The 17,303-nt window shown below is 43.3% G+C and carries 17 protein-coding genes; 10 read left to right on the forward strand and 7 right to left on the reverse strand.

From position 1 onward, the window contains the following. Positions 1 to 34 precede the first annotated feature (34 nt). Positions 35 to 541: an LURP-one-related/scramblase family protein gene (locus GZ22_RS00735; RefSeq protein ID WP_038557735.1), complete on the forward strand. Its 507-nt coding sequence runs from the start codon at positions 35 to 37 to the stop codon at positions 539 to 541. A gap of 31 nt (positions 542 to 572) precedes the next feature. Here the strand turns inward: GZ22_RS00735 and GZ22_RS00740 are convergent, their stop codons facing one another. After that, on the reverse strand, positions 573 to 2,027 hold the full coding sequence (locus GZ22_RS00740; protein ID WP_051747901.1) for an NAD(P)H-binding protein: 1,455 nt from the start codon (positions 2,025 to 2,027) through the stop codon (positions 573 to 575). A 95-nt stretch (positions 2,028 to 2,122) separates the two neighbouring features. Further along, positions 2,123 to 4,009, reverse strand: coding sequence for an FUSC family protein (locus GZ22_RS00745; RefSeq protein ID WP_038557737.1), 1,887 nt, complete (start codon positions 4,007 to 4,009; stop codon positions 2,123 to 2,125). A 240-nt stretch (positions 4,010 to 4,249) separates the two neighbouring features. On the opposite strand from GZ22_RS00745, the gene GZ22_RS00750 reads away from it, so the two are divergent. After that, the gene (locus tag GZ22_RS00750; protein WP_038557738.1) at positions 4,250 to 4,942 is read left to right on the forward strand and encodes a DsbA family protein; all 693 of its coding nucleotides are present in this window, start codon (positions 4,250 to 4,252) and stop codon (positions 4,940 to 4,942) included. Continuing rightward, positions 4,942 to 5,346 (forward strand): disulfide oxidoreductase, encoded by a 405-nt coding sequence (locus GZ22_RS00755; protein WP_038557740.1) that lies wholly within the window; start codon positions 4,942 to 4,944, stop codon positions 5,344 to 5,346. Before GZ22_RS00750 ends, GZ22_RS00755 begins: the two co-directional genes overlap by 1 nt. Positions 5,347 to 5,382: 36 nt before the next feature. Here GZ22_RS00755 and GZ22_RS00760 read toward each other — a convergent pair whose 3' ends face one another. The 3 genes from GZ22_RS00760 to GZ22_RS00770 form a co-directional block, all read right to left on the reverse strand. Continuing rightward, positions 5,383 to 6,087, reverse strand: coding sequence for an LrgB family protein (locus GZ22_RS00760; RefSeq protein WP_038557741.1), 705 nt, complete (start codon positions 6,085 to 6,087; stop codon positions 5,383 to 5,385). After that, positions 6,084 to 6,464 carry a CidA/LrgA family protein gene (locus GZ22_RS00765; RefSeq protein WP_038557742.1) on the reverse strand — a complete coding sequence of 127 codons (381 nt, stop codon included), beginning with the start codon at positions 6,462 to 6,464 and terminating at the stop codon, positions 6,084 to 6,086. Before GZ22_RS00765 ends, GZ22_RS00760 begins: the two co-directional genes overlap by 4 nt. Before the next feature lie 121 nt (positions 6,465 to 6,585). Next, entirely contained in the window at positions 6,586 to 7,452 is an 867-nt protein-coding gene (locus tag GZ22_RS00770; RefSeq protein WP_038557744.1) for a LysR family transcriptional regulator, read from the reverse strand. Between the two features lie 96 nt (positions 7,453 to 7,548). Between GZ22_RS00770 and GZ22_RS00775 the strand changes: the two genes are divergently transcribed. Then, on the forward strand, positions 7,549 to 8,019 hold the full coding sequence (locus GZ22_RS00775; RefSeq protein ID WP_038557746.1) for a GNAT family N-acetyltransferase: 471 nt from the start codon (positions 7,549 to 7,551) through the stop codon (positions 8,017 to 8,019). Between the two features lie 13 nt (positions 8,020 to 8,032). Here the strand turns inward: GZ22_RS00775 and GZ22_RS00780 are convergent, their stop codons facing one another. Further along, positions 8,033 to 9,142, reverse strand: coding sequence for an NAD(P)/FAD-dependent oxidoreductase (locus tag GZ22_RS00780; RefSeq protein WP_038557749.1), 1,110 nt, complete (start codon positions 9,140 to 9,142; stop codon positions 8,033 to 8,035). Between the two features lie 129 nt (positions 9,143 to 9,271). Between GZ22_RS00780 and GZ22_RS00785 the strand changes: the two genes are divergently transcribed. The 6 genes from GZ22_RS00785 (at position 9,272) to GZ22_RS00810 (ending at position 16,869) form a co-directional block, all read left to right on the forward strand. Further along, complete coding sequence (locus tag GZ22_RS00785) at positions 9,272 to 10,627, forward strand: TrkH family potassium uptake protein (RefSeq protein WP_038557750.1); 1,356 nt, start codon at positions 9,272 to 9,274, stop codon at positions 10,625 to 10,627. A 91-nt stretch (positions 10,628 to 10,718) separates the two neighbouring features. Beyond that, the gene (locus GZ22_RS00790) at positions 10,719 to 11,216 is read left to right on the forward strand and encodes an Lrp/AsnC family transcriptional regulator (protein ID WP_084160603.1); all 498 of its coding nucleotides are present in this window, start codon (positions 10,719 to 10,721) and stop codon (positions 11,214 to 11,216) included. Next, the gene (locus tag GZ22_RS00795; RefSeq protein WP_038557753.1) at positions 11,213 to 12,391 is read left to right on the forward strand and encodes an aminotransferase; all 1,179 of its coding nucleotides are present in this window, start codon (positions 11,213 to 11,215) and stop codon (positions 12,389 to 12,391) included. Before GZ22_RS00790 ends, GZ22_RS00795 begins: the two co-directional genes overlap by 4 nt. A 196-nt stretch (positions 12,392 to 12,587) precedes the next feature. After that, positions 12,588 to 13,436 carry a BglG family transcription antiterminator LicT gene (licT, locus tag GZ22_RS00800; protein ID WP_038557755.1) on the forward strand — a complete coding sequence of 283 codons (849 nt, stop codon included), beginning with the start codon at positions 12,588 to 12,590 and terminating at the stop codon, positions 13,434 to 13,436. 92 nt (positions 13,437 to 13,528) lie between these two features. Continuing rightward, entirely contained in the window at positions 13,529 to 15,394 is a 1,866-nt protein-coding gene (locus GZ22_RS00805; protein ID WP_084160604.1) for a beta-glucoside-specific PTS transporter subunit IIABC, read from the forward strand. Between the two features lie 23 nt (positions 15,395 to 15,417). Continuing rightward, the gene (locus GZ22_RS00810) at positions 15,418 to 16,869 is read left to right on the forward strand and encodes a glycoside hydrolase family 1 protein (RefSeq protein ID WP_038557758.1); all 1,452 of its coding nucleotides are present in this window, start codon (positions 15,418 to 15,420) and stop codon (positions 16,867 to 16,869) included. A gap of 45 nt (positions 16,870 to 16,914) precedes the next feature. Here GZ22_RS00810 and GZ22_RS00815 read toward each other — a convergent pair whose 3' ends face one another. After that, positions 16,915 to 17,265 carry a DUF3846 domain-containing protein gene (locus GZ22_RS00815; RefSeq protein ID WP_038557760.1) on the reverse strand — a complete coding sequence of 117 codons (351 nt, stop codon included), beginning with the start codon at positions 17,263 to 17,265 and terminating at the stop codon, positions 16,915 to 16,917. Positions 17,266 to 17,303 lie beyond the last annotated feature (38 nt).

Consider the following 17,303-nt stretch of genomic DNA (forward strand, 5'->3'; position numbering starts at 1 on the left):
TATGAAGGGAATAAGAATTTGCGGAGGTGCGGCAATGGGGACATATTATATCAAGCAGAGAGTATTCAGCTTCAAGGATAGCTTTTCGGTATTTGATGCAGACCAACGGGAGCTTTACCGTGTCAAAAGCAAACTCTTTTCTCTGCAGGATCGGCTGACGATCACCAATCTGGATGATCAGCCGCTTGTTGAGATCAAGCAGCAGCTATCTTTTTGGAAGCCAAGATATATCATTGAAGAAAATGGCGAACAAGTTGCCGAAGTAATTAAGAACTTCACATTTTTCAAAGCAAACTTCTCGTTAAAGCCGCACAACTGGAGTTTGGATGGAGACGTTTGGTCACACCAGTACACGCTGACGGATGAAAATGGTCCGCTGATGCATGTAACAAAGAAGTGGTTCACCTGGGGCGATACGTATGAAATGCAAATAGAGGATGAATCACATTTGCTTACTTATATTGCTGTCATGATTGTAATGGATATGGTTCTGCACAACAATAACAACACTTTCTCGATGGATGGGGGAAGCGGTGAATAAGAAAAGGCAGCGCATTAGGCGCTGCCTTTTTTCAATGCTGTGCCGCAAGCTGTGGTAACTGAAAACCAGGCTGCTTATTACGAATTAGTCGTTCAAGATGTTTTCGGTACAAGAACATAACAAGCATATGAATAGGAGCTTGAGTGTATTTATAGACGAACCAAGGTAATGAAGGTAAATATTCGTGAATGGCAACGATCATCTCCTCTTTGCCGGGTATCTGACGGAACTCGATTCGGCCATTCTGTGTATCTTTAACATTCGCGAACAAGCCGCCAGTAATGTAATAAAGGGCGCGGTGTTCGGTGCTTCTTTCCTTGGCGTAGGACAGAATCAGTAACGGTTTCTGCATGAAAGTCAAATAAATTTTGCAGTTAAGGTTTTCATCGACTTCTGTCCGAACGACAGGCCGAAGTGAATCAGCAACCCAGCTCATATAGTGTCTGGCTGCCCAATCTGCGTCCTTGCCGGAAGGAAGCGGCATGCGCTGCACCGAACGCACATCCTGACGAGGCGGAAGCGAAGGAAGTGATGGCTTCTTGCTATGCTTGGAATCTTTACTTTTCTGTTCTTCTTCCATTGCTGCTTTGGCAGCTTCATCAAAGGAAATTTTGCCATTGCTGATACCCTCGACATAATGTGACTGCTGTGCAACCATTGGATGGGACAAGCTCTCGATCAATGGGTAAACTGTCTCTTTTGGCATACCGCTAATAAGTTTCACCCATAGACGGGAGAGCTTAACAGTTGGGAATGGTACATTGAAACTGCGGAGCTTTTTACCCATTACGCCGGCAAGGTGCTCGAGCATTTCTTTGTACGTCATGACTTCTGGGCCGCCGACATCAATTGCCTTATCAGCAACATCTTTATTGCCGACACTTTTTTGTAAGGCGGTGAGTACATCTGCAAGCGCGATTGGATGAGTCTTCGTCCTTGTCCAGCTAGGCAACACCATAACTGGCAGTCTTTTAACCAATTTTTCAGCAATCGGGAAAGAAGAGCCTTTCGGACCGACGATTAATCCTGCTCGAACTGTCGTAACGGGTACGCCGTAAGATCCAAGTATTTTTTCTACTTCCAATCGGCTGCGGAGATGGCGGGATAATTTTTCCTCCGGAGGAATAATCCCACTTAAATAAACTATTTGCTTCACGCCGTTTTTCTTGGCGGCTTGTGCAAAGTTATCGGCCAAAATGACATCCATATCCTCAAATCTTGCTTGTGTTAGCTTGGCAGAGGGGCTCATCGAATGGACAAGGTAGACGGCGATATCGGCTCCTTGAAGACCTTTTTCAGTATCGATCTGGGAAAATAAATCGCAAGACCGCCATGTTACCTGTTCTGTGTTTTCTCGTTTGTCACCGCTCCGTGATAGGGCAATAATGTCAAAACGCTCTTTCAATTTATCCAATAGATGGCTGCCTATGTAGCCGCTCGCTCCTGTCAAAGCAACGACTGGGCGTTTTTTTTGTTCTGTTTGCATGATATACCGCTCCTGTCTTCTGGTTCTTGTGTTTAATCGTACCCTTCTTTCTCGTACCTGTAACACAAAAAAACCTTCTCTGCAGTCAGAGAAGGTCAATTTGGTGCGAGCTTCGTCGCATTATTTGATTTATGAAGCTGCTGAAGAGCAGATTGCAGCTGGTTTAGCTCCTGCTGTAAATCGAGCTCATCGTACCTTTCAAAGGATACTGGCTGTCGTGTTGTTAGACTGGTCATAATACCGCCAAGCTGGTTCTGAATTGCGTCATACTGTGATTCCGTTAATTTATCTTTGTTCTTGCGTAAAGACATGAGCAAATATCCTGCATGCTGCGTGTGCATGATGGCTGGCCATAAAACCTCTGCCTGCTGCTGGGAAGCTGAGAAATCGCCAAGGCTGCGGTCATAGGCAGCTCGCAATTCGATTAAACTGTTCATTAGCTTTTTGGTATGTTTCTTTTGCTGATCATTTGAATGGATTGCACGGAGCAGCTCCTGCATATTCACAATCGTTTCCTTCAATATGATAGGGAGGAAACGCGTATGGATACCTCGCCATAAAAGCAAAACGGCCACAATGGCAATCGTACTTCCGACAATTGTATCAACAACCCTCGCTGTGACAAAATAGCTGACAGTATTGCCTGGATTCATTGTTTCTACCAGTACAAGGACGAGAGGAGCAATGAACATGTTAGCAAAAACGTAGTTGCGTACAATTACTAGTTCAACGCAGAGCTGCAGCAGACCGACAACAAGAATCAGGTAAATTCCGGACGGTTCCAATGATAAGATTAATCCGCCTATTATCGTACCAACAATGGTGCCGAGTGAGCGTTGAATTGCACGATGAATAGTGAGCGTCGTATTTGCACCGATAAGTACAGCCGCACATGCTACAGGCACCCAATATGGCCGGTTGAATCCCAGACCATGTGCCAGCAGCGAAGCGATCATAATAAACAAACCATAAAATAAAGCGTGCCGGACAGTAATATTTTTACGTGAAATACCATTTCGAAGCGCACTCCATGCCGATTCTGTCTCAACATGGATTGTTTCCTCTTTAGTTGATTGTGTAGCAAGTTCATATGCTTGCTCCAACTCAAGCTGTAGATTGTGTACTACTGACTGGTCTGACTTTGTATATGCAGGCCAGTTGCCTTTTGCATTTTCGAGTGCATCGACGACTGCGGTCAGCTGATTTTCCAAGGATTTTCGCATGTCAGGTGTGAGTCCATCATTATTGAGCTGCGTCAATGTATAGAAAATATCAGTTGCAAGTTCATGTAAACGCAGCGCAGCTGGCTGCCTTTTGGCTGCATAGATGATTCGGTCAGTTTGCTTTAAGGTCAGGACGGTAAGGTGCTGCATTTGATAGAACGATGGTGTCCCAATGGATTGCAGCATTGCCATAAGCTGTCTGTAAGATTTGATAAGAACTTGTTTTTCGTGGTTCTTTTTTGTCCAGAGCCAGCTTGCCATGGCAAGAAGCCAGGATAGTGCTCCTCCAAGCAGGACGTAGAATCCTCGTTCCCAAGCACTCTGTGGGTCTACGGGCAGACCAGTAGCCATGCAGAATATTAAAACGAAGAACATTGGCCCTGGTATGAGTTGCTGCAAGGTGTTCAGGACATAAAAGGCAACAATACCAATGATACCTGCGACTATAGAGAGTATAAGTGTATAGGGAGCAAGCAGGCTTCCGAGCACCATGGCGGCAGCAAGGCATATAGCCACGGCAGCGAGCTTCTTAGCTCTTTGTTTATACGTTTCTGCTCCTATATATAAGAATGTGAAAGCACCAAGCGCAGCTGAAAATCCATGGATGATGTCACCTAACAGTAAACCAATCAATATCGGCAAGCAGGTGGCAATGCCAGATCCAATTGCTCGATTCCATGGGTAGGCAGCGGATCTGACGCGCAATGCATCCCGCAGACTAAGGCGCGCTGGTGCCTGTGGTAAATGATATTCTTTCAAGTAAATCCCTTCTTTTCTTTCCGTGATACCCATAAAAAAAGGTCATAATCAGAACTATTATATTGTAATGCAATTCACAAACTAATTCAAACGGGTGAAGTATTTAGTGTGAAACTTGCGCATAAAATACCTGTAATCAAATTTGTTGCAAGGCATCCATTTTTACTTTTTAATGTTATGATGTTATGTGATAGAAGAAATCTATCATCTTATTTTATGTAATAAAGGAGCGATAGTGAGATGGCAAAAAAGAAGAAATCCGCTGGCAATACATCAGGGGCTGCTTCTAAAGCATCTAAGGTCATTGTGTGGGTTGTCTTGGCGATTGTCCTTTTAGTAGTAGCACTGGTCCTCATTAATAATTATACAGGGTCTTCCAGTGATGAGGCGCAGGACATCGACTACAGCAGTCAGCCTTTCCTCGGTGATGAAAATGCCCCGGTTAAAATAGTTGAATTCGGCGATTACAAGTGTATCCACTGCCAAGAGTTCCATGATAATAATTTCCCGGTAATCGATCAGGAATTAATTCAGACTGGCAAGGCTAGCTTTTACTTTATGAATATGCCAATCATCAATGCAGACTCTGAGAAGGGTGCAAAATTCAGTGAGGCAGTTTACCAAGTGCTTGGAGATGATGGATTCTGGAAATTCCATGATGTTCTCTTTGCAGAAGATTTAAATACAAGCTTTTCCGATGATTTCCTAATGGACAAGCTTCGTGAAGTAGTCAGCGCTGAGGAAGCGGAAGAGGTGCTGCAAGTGTATCAGAATAACGGAACCGACGATGCTGTTTCAACGGATAAAGAACTTGCAGATGAACTTGGTGTGCAAGGTACACCTACTATCTTCGTCAATGGAAAACTATTTGAAGGTCAAGACATGAACGACTTGATCGATATGGTAGATGAGGAAACGCAGGAGGCGAACTGATGAATAAGAGCCTGTTATTTGCCTGGGTAACTGCAGTCATTGCGATGCTGGGCAGTCTCTATTTCAGTGAAATCATGAAATTCGTGCCATGTACATTATGCTGGTACCAGCGTATTCTTATGTATCCGCTGGCTATCATACTCGGTATCGCATTTTATAAAAATGATGTTCGAATCTACAAGTATGTGCTGCCGCTTAGTATTCTCGGAATACTAATTTCAGGCTATCACTACCTGCATCAAAAGGTTCCTGCTTTACAAGGAGCGAGCCTCTGTTCCAGCGGTGTGCCGTGTTCCGGTCACTATATCAACTGGCTCGGATTCATCACGATTCCTTTGCTGGCATTCACCGCTTTCGTAATCATCACAGTATGCATGTTCGTTCTTCGCAAAAAACATGCATAAGAAAAAGCATTTGCCATTTTCGGCAAATGCTTTTTTTCATAGGATGGTGATGTTCAATAAGGAAGGGATGAGCAAGCCTCCCCAAATCAATGTCATAGCGGCAGCCATAATCATTCCGATAGTCGAGAATGTACCTTCTTGCTCACCATATTCCATTGCTTTGTTGGTGCCCACTCCATGAGCTCCCATTCCAAGTGCCAAACCGCGGGCAACAGGGGATTTGAGTGCCATCAGTCGAATAACATACGGGCCGATGATACCGCCTGTCACACCAGTAACGATAACGAAGACAGTCGTCAAGGTCGGTAAGCCGCCAATCGTTTTCGATACTTCAATTGCGATAGGTGTTGTAATGGATCGAGGCAGGATACTGATCAGTAAATCGCCATTGAAACGCATAACGAGACTCAAAAGCAGAGAAGAACCGATTGCTACCAATGTACCGGCTGCAATACTCGTTAGAATGATCATGATGTTCTTCCGCAGCAAGGGAGCATGTTTATAAATTGGAATAGCAAAGGCAACAGTAGCTGGCCCGAGCATATGTGTCCAAAGGCTTGAAGATAGGGCATAGTCACTTGGCTGTAAATGAGACAATTGAATGATGCCGATAAGAATAAGGGGACACAGCAGCAGCGGGTGGAAGAACGGCATGGGCCATTTCTTGTAAACAACTTTTGAGGCGCGGTAGATGACGTAGGTTACAATGGTGCCTATTAAGATAATCAGTGCGGTAGTCATTGTGTGTGTCCTCCTTTTCTTTTTCTTCTGTACAGCTTCTCAGCGGTGAATCCAGTAGCGGCCATTACGATGAAGGTGCTGATAAGAATCAGCAGCACTGTCTCTAGACCTTGCCAGTTCAAAATCTCCTTATAATTCAGGATACCGACAGCTGATGGGACAAAGAAAAGCAGAAGTTCAGCCAATAGCCAGCCCCCTGCTTTCTCGATCCATTCCAGTTTGACGATGCCTGCAAATAAGCTTAGTAACAACAAGACCAGACCTACGATGGAGCCTGGTACCGGAAGAGATAATATATGTGCTAAGCCGACACCGGCAAAATAAAATACGTGAATGATCGCTAGCTGAGAAAGCATGGTAATCGTTTTTCGTACCATAATTCTTCCTCCTAACAGAAAGTTATCCATAACTATTATTGATAACTCCATCATACTGCGGTCTCACGTATTCGTAAAATACATATATATTATATTGTGTATAACTAAAAGTTATATTTAATTAAAGGAAAAATTCAATAAAACGTCTTCCAGCATAGGAAATATATTTGTCTTTTTTTGTGATGATAGCCAGATTCCACGGAATGGAGGGCGTTAAATCAATAATGCGGATATCTGCATTATAAGTACGATTACAAATGGATTCAGGAAGCAGACTGACGCCCAAGTTAGCGGCAACCATTTCACTGATGAAATCCCACTGCGCGCTCTTGAAGAGGATATGCGGTTCGAAGCCTTCTTCGATGCAGCGTTTTCGCATAATATCGTGTAACGCAAATTCTTCATTATAGAAAATGAAATCTTCGTCCTTTAATTCCTTCAGCTCAACCAATTCCCGATCTGCAAGCGGATGCTCCCGATGTACCATCAGCTTCATATCTTCCTCAACAATCGGATAATAATTGAACTCTGTTTCATCAAGGGGCAAAACAGCAACACCAAGCTCGAATTCCCCCTCATCAACCGCCTTTACGACCCGGGCAGCCCCATATTCGGTAATATTGATTGTGACATTCGGATAGGTCTGGTGGAAGCGAGCCATTACTTTAGGAAAGAAGAGACTGCCGATGATAGGCGGAATCCCGATAGTGACAGCTCCTTGTTTCAGATCAGTAAGATCTTGGAGTGTCGTTTGCATTTCGTCCAATTGGGCAAGCACTTGCTGACCATAGGTATGTACTACTTTGCCTGCATCGGTCAAGGTAGTGGATTTGTTCGTACGTTTGAATAAGGTAATCCCGAGTTCTTCTTCCAAACTCTTGATCGTTTTGCTGAGAGCAGGCTGAGAGACATGCAGGCTTTCTGCTGCTTTTGTCAGCCTTTTCTGTTTTACGATTTCGATCAGATAACGTAGCTGCCGCAATTCCATAATGATACCGTCCTTTCTTAAGTTCAAGTATACCCATTTCTCTGTAGATGGAAAATGCTATAATACAAGCAATAACTGATAGAAGGAGTCCTTTTGATGGGATATGAGATAAAATCACTAACTGCAGATGATGCGTATGCTGTATTGCATTGGCGCTATTCCCCGCCTTATGATCTCTATAACCTCACCTACACAGAAGGTGCAGTCATGATGCTCATGGTCGGCGACTATTATGGAGTCTACGAAAACGGGATCCTGCTTGGATATTTCTGTGTTGGAGATGATGCACGAGTGCTTGGCGGTGACTATAGTGACGATTCCTATTTGGATATCGGAGTCGGTATGGTACCCGAAAAGACGGGTCAAGGGAGAGGTTCGCAGTTTTTCTCTGAAATCCTGAAGTGGATCAAAGAAAATATCGAGCAGAATCAATACCGGCTTACGGTAGCTGCTTTCAATGAACGTGCTGTCCACCTTTATGAAAAGGCCGGCTTCCGGGAAATCAATCGATTTAATCGGGAGTCTGATGGCTTGCTGTTCCTGATTATGACAAAGAGCCCATGCTGACCATGGGCTTACTTTATAATAGCGCACCTAGCGGATTATAAGCAGAAATGTCGAGATCGGTTTCTTGTCCTAGTATCAACTTCGTGAGCTGAGAGGCGACAAATGGCCCCATTGTAAGACCTGATGCGCCCAGTCCATTCATTACATAAAGATTTTGATGCTTTGGAAGGCGGCCGAATACCGGAAGAAAGCCCGGTGTAAATGGCCGGAATCCAACCCGGGTCTCAGTTAACTTAGCCTCTGCTAGTTCAGGTGCAAGCTCGATGGCTTTGCTTAACACTTCATGCACACCGCCAGCGGTGATTTTTGTATTCATTTCTTCATCATTCTCGTGTGTGGCTCCAGCTACCATTCTGCCATCTGGGTAGGCAAGCAGGTATTGATCGTTGGGCGGTATAATAACTGGCCAGTCTTCTGTTTGAGCAGCGTCCAGCTGCAAATGACAAATCTGTGCTTTCTGGAAGCTGACTTGCAGTGAATAGCCTAACGGTTCGAGCAGCTCTTTGGCCCAAGCTCCGGCTGTGACTACAACCTGATCAGGTATCCATTCTTCATCGCCAGCTGTCACAACGATTTGATTTGCATTCATTGAAAGGTGAGCATCGGCTGAAACGAAATGAGCGTTGTATTTCTTGGCTGCCCGATGCAAGCTATTGCGTAAAGCCCGGCCGTCGACACGAGCTGCTCCGCTGACGTGTACGGCACCGAACCCTGGTGCAAGTAATGGGAAAATCTTACGTACTTCATCTTCTTCCAACAGGGTAATGTCTCCCATTTCAGGAGCATCGTCTCTGCGTTTTTCTGCTCGTTTCTGCATGGCTTCTAATTTCTTGGCATCTTGATGCAAGCTTAAGGCACCTACACGGCTATAGCCTGTTTCCTCTTCGCCATCAAGTCGAAGTTCCTCAATAATCTCCGGGTAATAGCGAGCCCCGCCTTTTGCTAGCTGATACCAATCTTTGTTTCGTCGCTGAGAGAGCCATGGACAGACGATTCCAGCAGCTGCATCTGTTGCTTGTCCTTGGTCAAAACGATCGATTACGGTTACCTGCATGCCCGCTTTGGCAAGTTTATAAGCGGTAACAGAGCCCGCTATTCCTGCTCCAATAATTGCTATATGCATGTCGAACATCCTTTTCTTCATTTAGCTACAATATACCATAGCATATTCACACTTTTTTCAGTATTATAATCGAATAATATATAGTATAAGTGAGACGTAAAACAAAACTATAAAAGGACTTGTATAGACATGGCGACTAGAAGGAGAAAGCTGTTTCATCGTATAAAGATCAACCCGCCACAATTTTTTGCGCTGGGATTTCTCGTGTTAATCGCATTGGGTACGTTTCTTCTGATGCTTCCGATGGCGACAGCGGATCGACACCATCTTTCATTTATTGATGCGCTATTCGAAGCAACTTCAGCTGTTTGCGTGACAGGGCTGGTAGTGGTCGATACACAGACCACCTTTACTTTATTTGGCCAAATTGTACTGTTGTGTCTTATCCAGATAGGCGGATTAGGATTTATGACACTCACAGTATTCATCGCATTGCTGCTTCGCCGCAATATAAGCTTTGAGGAGCGGCATTTAGTCAAAGAATCACTCAATCAGAATTCGTACGAAGGTATTGTCCGAATGGTGCGGTTTGTTCTCTTATTCACAGTTATTTGTGAGGTGATTGGAACGATTATCCTCGGGATTCACTGGGGGGATGAGTTTGGCTATCTGAAATCTTTTTATTACGGACTCTTTCATTCAATATCTGCTTTCAATAATGCCGGATTTGATATTATGGGAGATTTCAGTAGCATGACTGCTTTTGTTGGTGATCCGATAGTAAATCTTACGTTGACAAGTCTTCTGATATTAGGTGGAATCGGCTTCATCGTCGTAGCTGATATCTTACAGAAGAAAAAAGGAAAACGGCTGATGCTTCATACAAAAGTTGTTTTATGGATGTCTGCTATACTTGTCGCTATCGGGACAATATTAATCTTTTTATTGGAGTATGGTAATCCAGCCACTATCGGAAATCTGCCATGGAATGATAAACTATTGGCTTCCTATTTCCATGGCGTAGTTCCAAGAACTGCTGGTTTCAATTCGTTGAATACAGCTGATCTGACATTAGGATCACAGTTGGTAACAATGGCACTTATGTTTATCGGCGGCGGAACTGGAGGAACGGCTGGGGGCATTAAAGTCACTACATTTGCCATATTGCTGTTCGCGGTATGGGCACTGATCAAAGGGAAGCAGGAAGTGAATATTAGAAATCGGCGGATACCGGGTGATTTAGTGTTCCGGGCATTTTCGATCACGACATATTCTGTTCTTCTCGTATCGCTATTCGTGTTTTTACTTGCTATTACGGAGAAAGGTGCTGCACTCAATTATATTGCGTTCGAAGTACTTTCTGCTTTCGGGACGGTTGGGATGACACTGGGATTGACGCCGGAGCTTTCCGAACCTGGTAAGATGCTTCTTTCCCTCCTCATGTTCATGGGCCGTGTTGGACCGATTACAATAGCGTTCGCATTAGCTTTCCGAATCAAGAAGACGGCCGTGCGAAATCCGGAAGAACGGATCATTATCGGATAATCTCGACGGTGTATCCGTTTTCGGTTTCTCAATTCTTTGTTTTCAGATAAAATAGAACGTACACCATTAAGGTAATAGAGGAGTGACAGACTTGGATAAGAAAGAGATAGAGATATTAGAGCTATTAGAGAAAAACGGAAGAATGGATGTACATATGATAGCTCGGATGGTAGAGCTGTCCGTTGATGAAGTAGAAGCAGCTATCAGTAAATTTGAGGAAATGCAAATTGTTCATGGTTATTCAACGTTGATCGATTGGACGGAAGTGCGTGGTCATGAAGGTGTGACTGCCATGATTGATGTAAAGGTAACGCCTATTCGAGGCAAAGGATTCGATGATGTAGCAGAGCGTATTTATCGTTTCCCGGAAGTGAAAGCTGTTTATTTGATGTCGGGTGCATATGATTTATCCGTTTCGGTGGAGGGCAAAACTATGTCGCAGGTGGCGCGCTTTGTATCAGAAAAGCTGTCCACATTGGACACTGTTATCTCGACGACCACTCACTTCATCTTGAAAAAGTATAAACATGATGGCATCATCTTCGGTGAGGATGACAATAATGATCGCAGAATGCCGGTGAGTCCATGAGTTTAGATACAAGCCGCTTCATTGCGGAGCACGTCGATGCTTTGAAACCATCTGGGATTCGTCGCTTCTTCGACTTAGCTTCTACAATGGAGAATGTTATTTCCTTGGGAGTGGGTGAACCAGATTTCGTCACGCCATGGAATGTTATTGAAGCAAGCTATCATTCGCTCGAGCAAGGATATACAGCTTACACAGCTAATGCTGGACTGATGGAATTGCGGGAACTGATTTCTGATTATCTTAAAACAACATACGCTGTGACTTACCGCCCTGCTGATCAAGTAATCGTGACGGTAGGAGCGAGCCAGGCAATTGATATTGCTTTGCGGGCGATTCTTAACCCGGGTGATGAAGTTATCATCGTCGAACCATGTTTTGTTGCTTATGCTTCGGCTGTTTCATTGGCAGGAGGCGTACCTGTCTCTGTCGGTACGAAAGCGGAGAATGGCTTTAAGCTGCAGCCGGAAGAGTTGGAGAATGCTCTTACATCTAAAACAAAGGCCATTATCCTATGTAATCCGAATAACCCGACCGGCACTATGCTGAATCGAGAGGAATTGCTGCCGATTGCAGAGCTTGTGGAAGAACATGACTTGCTCGTCCTTTCTGATGAGATATATGCAGAGCTGAGCTATGAAGCTGATTACGTGAGCTTCTCCAGCTTACCGAATATGCAGGATCGCACGATTCTCATTTCCGGATTCTCTAAATCATTTGCGATGACAGGCTGGCGTCTCGGTTATGCTGCGGGGCCTGCTGAACTGATCCAAGCAATGACGAAAATTCATCAGTATACGATCATGTGCGCGCCAACAATGGCTCAATACGGCGCAGTAGAAGCGCTGCGAAGTGGATCTGCCAGTGTAGAGCATATGAGAAAAAGCTATCGTCAGCGGAGGAACTTTGTTACATCAGCTTTCGAAGAAATGGGCTTGATGACCAACAGACCGGGCGGAGCTTTCTATATCTTCCCATCTATTAAAGAAACCGGAATGACTTCAGAAGCTTTTGCGGAAGCTCTGCTGATTGAAGAAAAGGTGGCCGTTGTACCTGGAAGTGTATTCGGGGAAAGCGGCGAAGGCTATATTCGCTGTTCTTATGCGACTTCGATGAAGCAGCTAACGGAAGCGATGAAGCGAATTAAACGTTTTGTTGAGAATAATAGCAAATCATAAGCAGTATACGCTGTGAGTATATATTCCTACGAGGGTATTGACAACGTTTTCAATTTGATGCTATGATTAAGAAAATTCTTGGATTGTTACTGATTCGATCAGGCATAACCAATTATAATTGTTGAAGTCTTCCAGGGGAGATTTCGGCTTTTATAATTGGTTTTTTTAATTTTATCTTTAAAGTAGAGGGATTCCTATGAAATTAAAGCAACCATTTAACAATAACGTAGTATTAGCTGTTGATAATAGTGGCAATGAGGTTATCGTGATGGGAAAAGGGGTGGGATTCAATAAAAGGAAATATGACATGATCGACGAAGCAACAATCGACAAGATATATACACTGAATTCCAGTCATGCCAATTACTCTTTTAAAATATTAGATCAAATCCCAGGAGAGTATATCCTTGCTACGAATAGCATCATTGAAGCCGGTGAACGCATACTGGATATGAAATTAAGTGATGCGCTGTTGATCACTTTGGCTGATCATATCAATTTTGCGATGGAGAGACATAATAAAGGTATCTTGATGAAGAATCCGCTGCATTGGGAGGTAAAGAAGCTTTATCCTCGGGAGTATGCAGTAGGCCGGGAAGCGCTGAATATCATATTTAGATTTACCAAAATCAAGCTGCCTGATTTCGAAGCTAGTTCAATAGCACTTCATTTCGTAAATGCGCAATATCAACAGGAACAGATGTCCGAGACAATGCAAATCACAGAGATTACGAATAGAATACTGGGTATCATAAGCTATCATTTTCAGATGAGGCTCGATGAAAACTCCATGAACTATTCACGATTCCTAACGCATCTCCGATATTTTATTCTAAGACAGCTAAATAAGGAAAATGAAGCTGAACCAGAGCCAATATCTTTATATGATGTTATCAAAGTACGATATGAAAGCTCCTTCGAGTGTGCCCGGAAAATAGCGAAGCATTTGCAGTCTGAATATGGATGGCACACAACGCAGGATGAATTGACGTATTTAACCCTTCACCTGCATCGAATGACTTCCAGAACGAAAAAAATTGATTAGGGTGTTACTGATTCGATCAGGCATAACCTAAATATACTCATCTATCAGATGGATATATTTAGGTTTTTTTATTTATATAGAATAGGAGATTGATGATGGATAATTCCAAAATTGCAAGAGACATAATTGATAGTATAGGCGGAGATGAAAACATAATCCGGGCTTGGCATTGTGTTACAAGACTCCGATTTCACGTAAACGAAGAAGCTGAAGTTAATGTGGATCGTATTAGAGAAATACCAGGTGTAATGGGAGCTCAGTTCCAGAATGGACAGTTCCAAGTAATCATTGGAAATAAAGTTTCCGATGTATTCAAGGAATTAAACTCCATGATCAGTGCAGAGACGAAGGATAATCAAAGCGGACAAAAGAAGAATCTGGTGAGCAGTTTCCTTGATATGATCAGCGGCGTATTTTCCCCCGTAATCCCAGCTATTGCTGGCGCGGGAATGATGAAAGGTATTTTAGCCCTGATGCAGGTGCTGGGCTGGGTTTCGGTAGAGAGTGATGCTTATCAAGTATTGACAATCATTTCAGATGCCGCTTTCTACTTCCTGCCATTCCTGCTCGCGGTTTCGGCGGCTAAGCGATTCCAAGTCAGTGAATATTTATCCATTGCACTGGCGGGAGCGCTGCTTTATCCGACTATAACGAACGGGGTTGCAAGCGGAGAAGAAGGACTTCAATTTCTAGGGCTTTCTGTTTCCTTTATTAGTTATAGTGCAACGGTCATCCCGATCATACTTGCTGTATGGGTGCTGAGCTATGTATTCAAATGGGTTAATGCTATTGTCCCTGCAGCTTTAAGAGTCATTTTAACGCCAACTTTTGTATTCCTTATCATGATACCTTTCACACTTATCGTGGCAGGTCCGATTGGTTTTGTTATAGGTGATTATGTTGGCATAGGTGTTGCTTGGCTATACGAAGCAATTGGTCCTTTCGCTGGTATCTTAATTGGCGGACTATTACCATTGTTCGTCGTTACAGGTATGCATTATGGGTTTGCGCCAATTATTTTGCAGAATATGGGCAGATATGGATATGATGCGGCGATTCTGCCGTTGAATATAGTAAACAGTTTAGCGCAATCTGGAGCTGCATTCGCTGTAGCGCTCCGCACAAAAAACAAGAAAATGAAGTCTATTGCTGTATCATCAGGTATATCAGCTTTCCTTGGTGTTACGGAACCTGCGGTATTCGGTGTGAACTTAAAATTAAAGCGTCCTTTATACGCTACAATGGCTGCTGGTGCAGTTGGCGGGGGAATGGCTGTATTCTTTGGGGTAAAATGTTTTGGATTTGTAGTACAAGGTGTAGAAGCATTTCCGGTTTATATAGACCCTGATAATGCTATGAATCTAGTTTATACTGGGTTATCCATTTTAGCTGCATTTGTAATAGCCTTTGTGCTAACTCTGGTATTTGGTTTCAAGGATGAAGTGGAAGAAGGAGAGCAGCCAATCCTTAGTAAGGCAGATGATACAGATACAGCAGCCGCACCTGAAGATATCGCAAGTCCTTTGACAGGAAAAGTAGTACCGCTATCCGAAGTGCCTGATAAGACATTCTCAGATGAGGTTCTTGGTAAATCAGTTGCAATCATGCCGGCTGATGGTGTCCTTGTTGCTCCATTTGCAGGAACAGTAGCGATGGTTTACCCTACCAAGCATGCTATTGGCCTCCGATCAGAAAATGGTTTGGAGCTGCTGATTCATATCGGACTTGAAACAGTCAATTTAGAAGGTAAATATTTTGAGCTGAAGGTAGAACAGGACCAGAAGGTGGAAAAGGGACAAGAGTTGGTACTCTTTGACGGGACGAGCATAACAAACGAAGGCTACAATTTAGTCACTATGGTGATCATTACGAACGGAAGTCAGTTTCCAGAAATGGAATCAACAAAAGCGACTGAGATTTCCAAAAACGAAAAACTGTTTTTTAAAGCGAATAATTGAATTCAATTAGGAGGAGTTTCACAATGAAGAATATATTTCCGGAAGATTTCCTTTGGGGCGGCGCAACTGCTGCTAATCAATTAGAGGGTGGCTACAATCTAGGGGGAAAAGGTTTATCTACTGCTGATATGATTCCGTTTATCCCGAAGGAAGAAAGAACGGGAGATAACGCTGTTCATATTACATCAGAAGTATTTGAACAAGCATTTGAAGATGCAGGTGATACTCTTTATCCGAAGCGATGGGGAGTGGACTTCTACCACCATTATAAAGAAGATATAGCTCTATTTGGAGAGATGGGATTCAAAACTTTCCGTTTATCTATATCATGGGCGAGAATCTTCCCGAACGGAGATGATGTAGCTCCTAATGAAGAAGGCTTAGCATTCTATGATAAGGTTTTTGATGAACTTGCCAAGTATAATATTGAACCGTTAGTTACACTATCGCATTATGAGATGCCAGCTGTACTTGTGCAGAGATATGATGGATGGGCAGATCGGGCTTTGATTGACTTATTCACCCGTTTTGCGGAAACAGTTTTCCACCGTTACAAGGATAAAGTGAAATATTGGCTTACTTTTAACGAAATAAATGCGATGCCATTAGCACCTTACAATGCTGGAGGAATCATAAATGACCGTTTTGATAATATTGATCAAGCAGTCTATCAGGCTCTTCATCACCAGTTCGTGGCAAGTGCGCAGGCTGTGAAATTGTGCAGAGAGATTATCCCATCAGCTCAAATCGGTTGTATGCTAGCCCGTTTGGAAACTTATCCGGAGACATGTAATCCAGCAGATGTCCTAAAGGCGCTTAGACAGGATCAGATGAATTTCTTCTATACGGATGTGCAGGTCAGAGGACATTATCCGAACTTGATCAAAAAGCATTTCGAGGCGGAAAACATCAATATTGAAATGGGTCCGGAAGATGAGAAGATTTTGGCGGAAAACACGGTAGATTTCATCTCATTCAGCTATTACATGTCATTTGTTGAGAGTGCTGGTCCCAAAGGGGATAGAGCACCTGGGAATTTATTCTCTGGTTTGAAAAATCCTTACTTGGAATCATCTGAATGGGGCTGGCAGATTGACCCTGTTGGCTTGCGCGTAACGCTGAATAAGCTTTACGATCGCTATGAAAAGCCATTGTTTATTGTGGAGAATGGACTTGGTGCAATCGATGTGAAGGATGAAAATGGCGTTTTCCAAGATGATTATCGAATTGATTACTTGAGAGAACATATAAGGGAAATAGGAAAAGCTATAGCAGAAGATGGAGTGGAAGTAATGGGCTTTACCAGCTGGGGACCGATTGATATTATCAGCGTGTCAACTTCTGAGGTCAGTAAGCGATATGGTTTCATCCATGTTGATTTAGATGACTATGGCAAAGGTACAATGGAAAGAACGAAAAAGAAAAGCTTTGACTGGTTTAAACAAGTGATAGCGAGTAATGGAGAAGATTTGTAAAAATGAAAAATACCCTCTCGTATGAGAGGGTATTTTTCATTAAATTTATTCATTTAATAGAAGTCTATCCCGACCGAACTGGAACCATTCTTTAACAGCTTGTTTCTGATCCTTGTCGAGGCTAGTCAATCCTTTATCGGATTCTGCTGCAAATACAGCATCACCATATAGTTTGCCTAGTTCATGAACATGATCATTGTGACGCTGGAAAATAGTGAAGTTCAACGGATCATTTTCCGTAGCACTTTCATTGCTGACGACAACTATTCCATCAACCAATCTTGTCATGATAGGTGAACCGCCAACGAATTTTTGAATGCCTTGCGGGTCTGATGGTACGGACTTTGCAGCGAAGTCTCTTTCTGGTTTCAATACTAGTGCTGAAATTTTTGCCATTTGAGTTCTCTCCTTCGAACGCTTTTATTCCATTAAAG

This window comes from Terribacillus saccharophilus (assembly GCF_000725365.1).
Taxonomy (GTDB): Bacteria; Bacillota; Bacilli; order Bacillales; family Amphibacillaceae; genus Terribacillus; species Terribacillus saccharophilus.

Coding starts and splice junctions, on each gene's coding strand:
- GZ22_RS00760 (WP_038557741.1), bottom strand. CDS start 6,087: ATGACTACCGCACTGATTATCTTAATAGGCACCATTGTAACCTACGTC.
- GZ22_RS00740 (WP_051747901.1), bottom strand. CDS start 2,027: ATGCAAACAGAACAAAAAAAACGCCCAGTCGTTGCTTTGACAGGAGCG.
- GZ22_RS00815 (WP_038557760.1), bottom strand. CDS start 17,265: ATGGCAAAAATTTCAGCACTAGTATTGAAACCAGAAAGAGACTTCGCT.
- GZ22_RS00770 (WP_038557744.1), bottom strand. CDS start 7,452: ATGGAATTGCGGCAGCTACGTTATCTGATCGAAATCGTAAAACAGAAA.
- GZ22_RS00795 (WP_038557753.1), top strand. CDS start 11,213: ATGAGTTTAGATACAAGCCGCTTCATTGCGGAGCACGTCGATGCTTTG.
- GZ22_RS00785 (WP_038557750.1), top strand. CDS start 9,272: ATGGCGACTAGAAGGAGAAAGCTGTTTCATCGTATAAAGATCAACCCG.
- GZ22_RS00765 (WP_038557742.1), bottom strand. CDS start 6,464: ATGGTACGAAAAACGATTACCATGCTTTCTCAGCTAGCGATCATTCAC.
- GZ22_RS00750 (WP_038557738.1), top strand. CDS start 4,250: ATGGCAAAAAAGAAGAAATCCGCTGGCAATACATCAGGGGCTGCTTCT.
- GZ22_RS00775 (WP_038557746.1), top strand. CDS start 7,549: ATGGGATATGAGATAAAATCACTAACTGCAGATGATGCGTATGCTGTA.
- GZ22_RS00735 (WP_038557735.1), top strand. CDS start 35: ATGGGGACATATTATATCAAGCAGAGAGTATTCAGCTTCAAGGATAGC.
- GZ22_RS00805 (WP_084160604.1), top strand. CDS start 13,529: ATGATGGATAATTCCAAAATTGCAAGAGACATAATTGATAGTATAGGC.
- licT (WP_038557755.1), top strand. CDS start 12,588: ATGAAATTAAAGCAACCATTTAACAATAACGTAGTATTAGCTGTTGAT.
- GZ22_RS00810 (WP_038557758.1), top strand. CDS start 15,418: ATGAAGAATATATTTCCGGAAGATTTCCTTTGGGGCGGCGCAACTGCT.
- GZ22_RS00780 (WP_038557749.1), bottom strand. CDS start 9,142: ATGCATATAGCAATTATTGGAGCAGGAATAGCGGGCTCTGTTACCGCT.
- GZ22_RS00755 (WP_038557740.1), top strand. CDS start 4,942: ATGAATAAGAGCCTGTTATTTGCCTGGGTAACTGCAGTCATTGCGATG.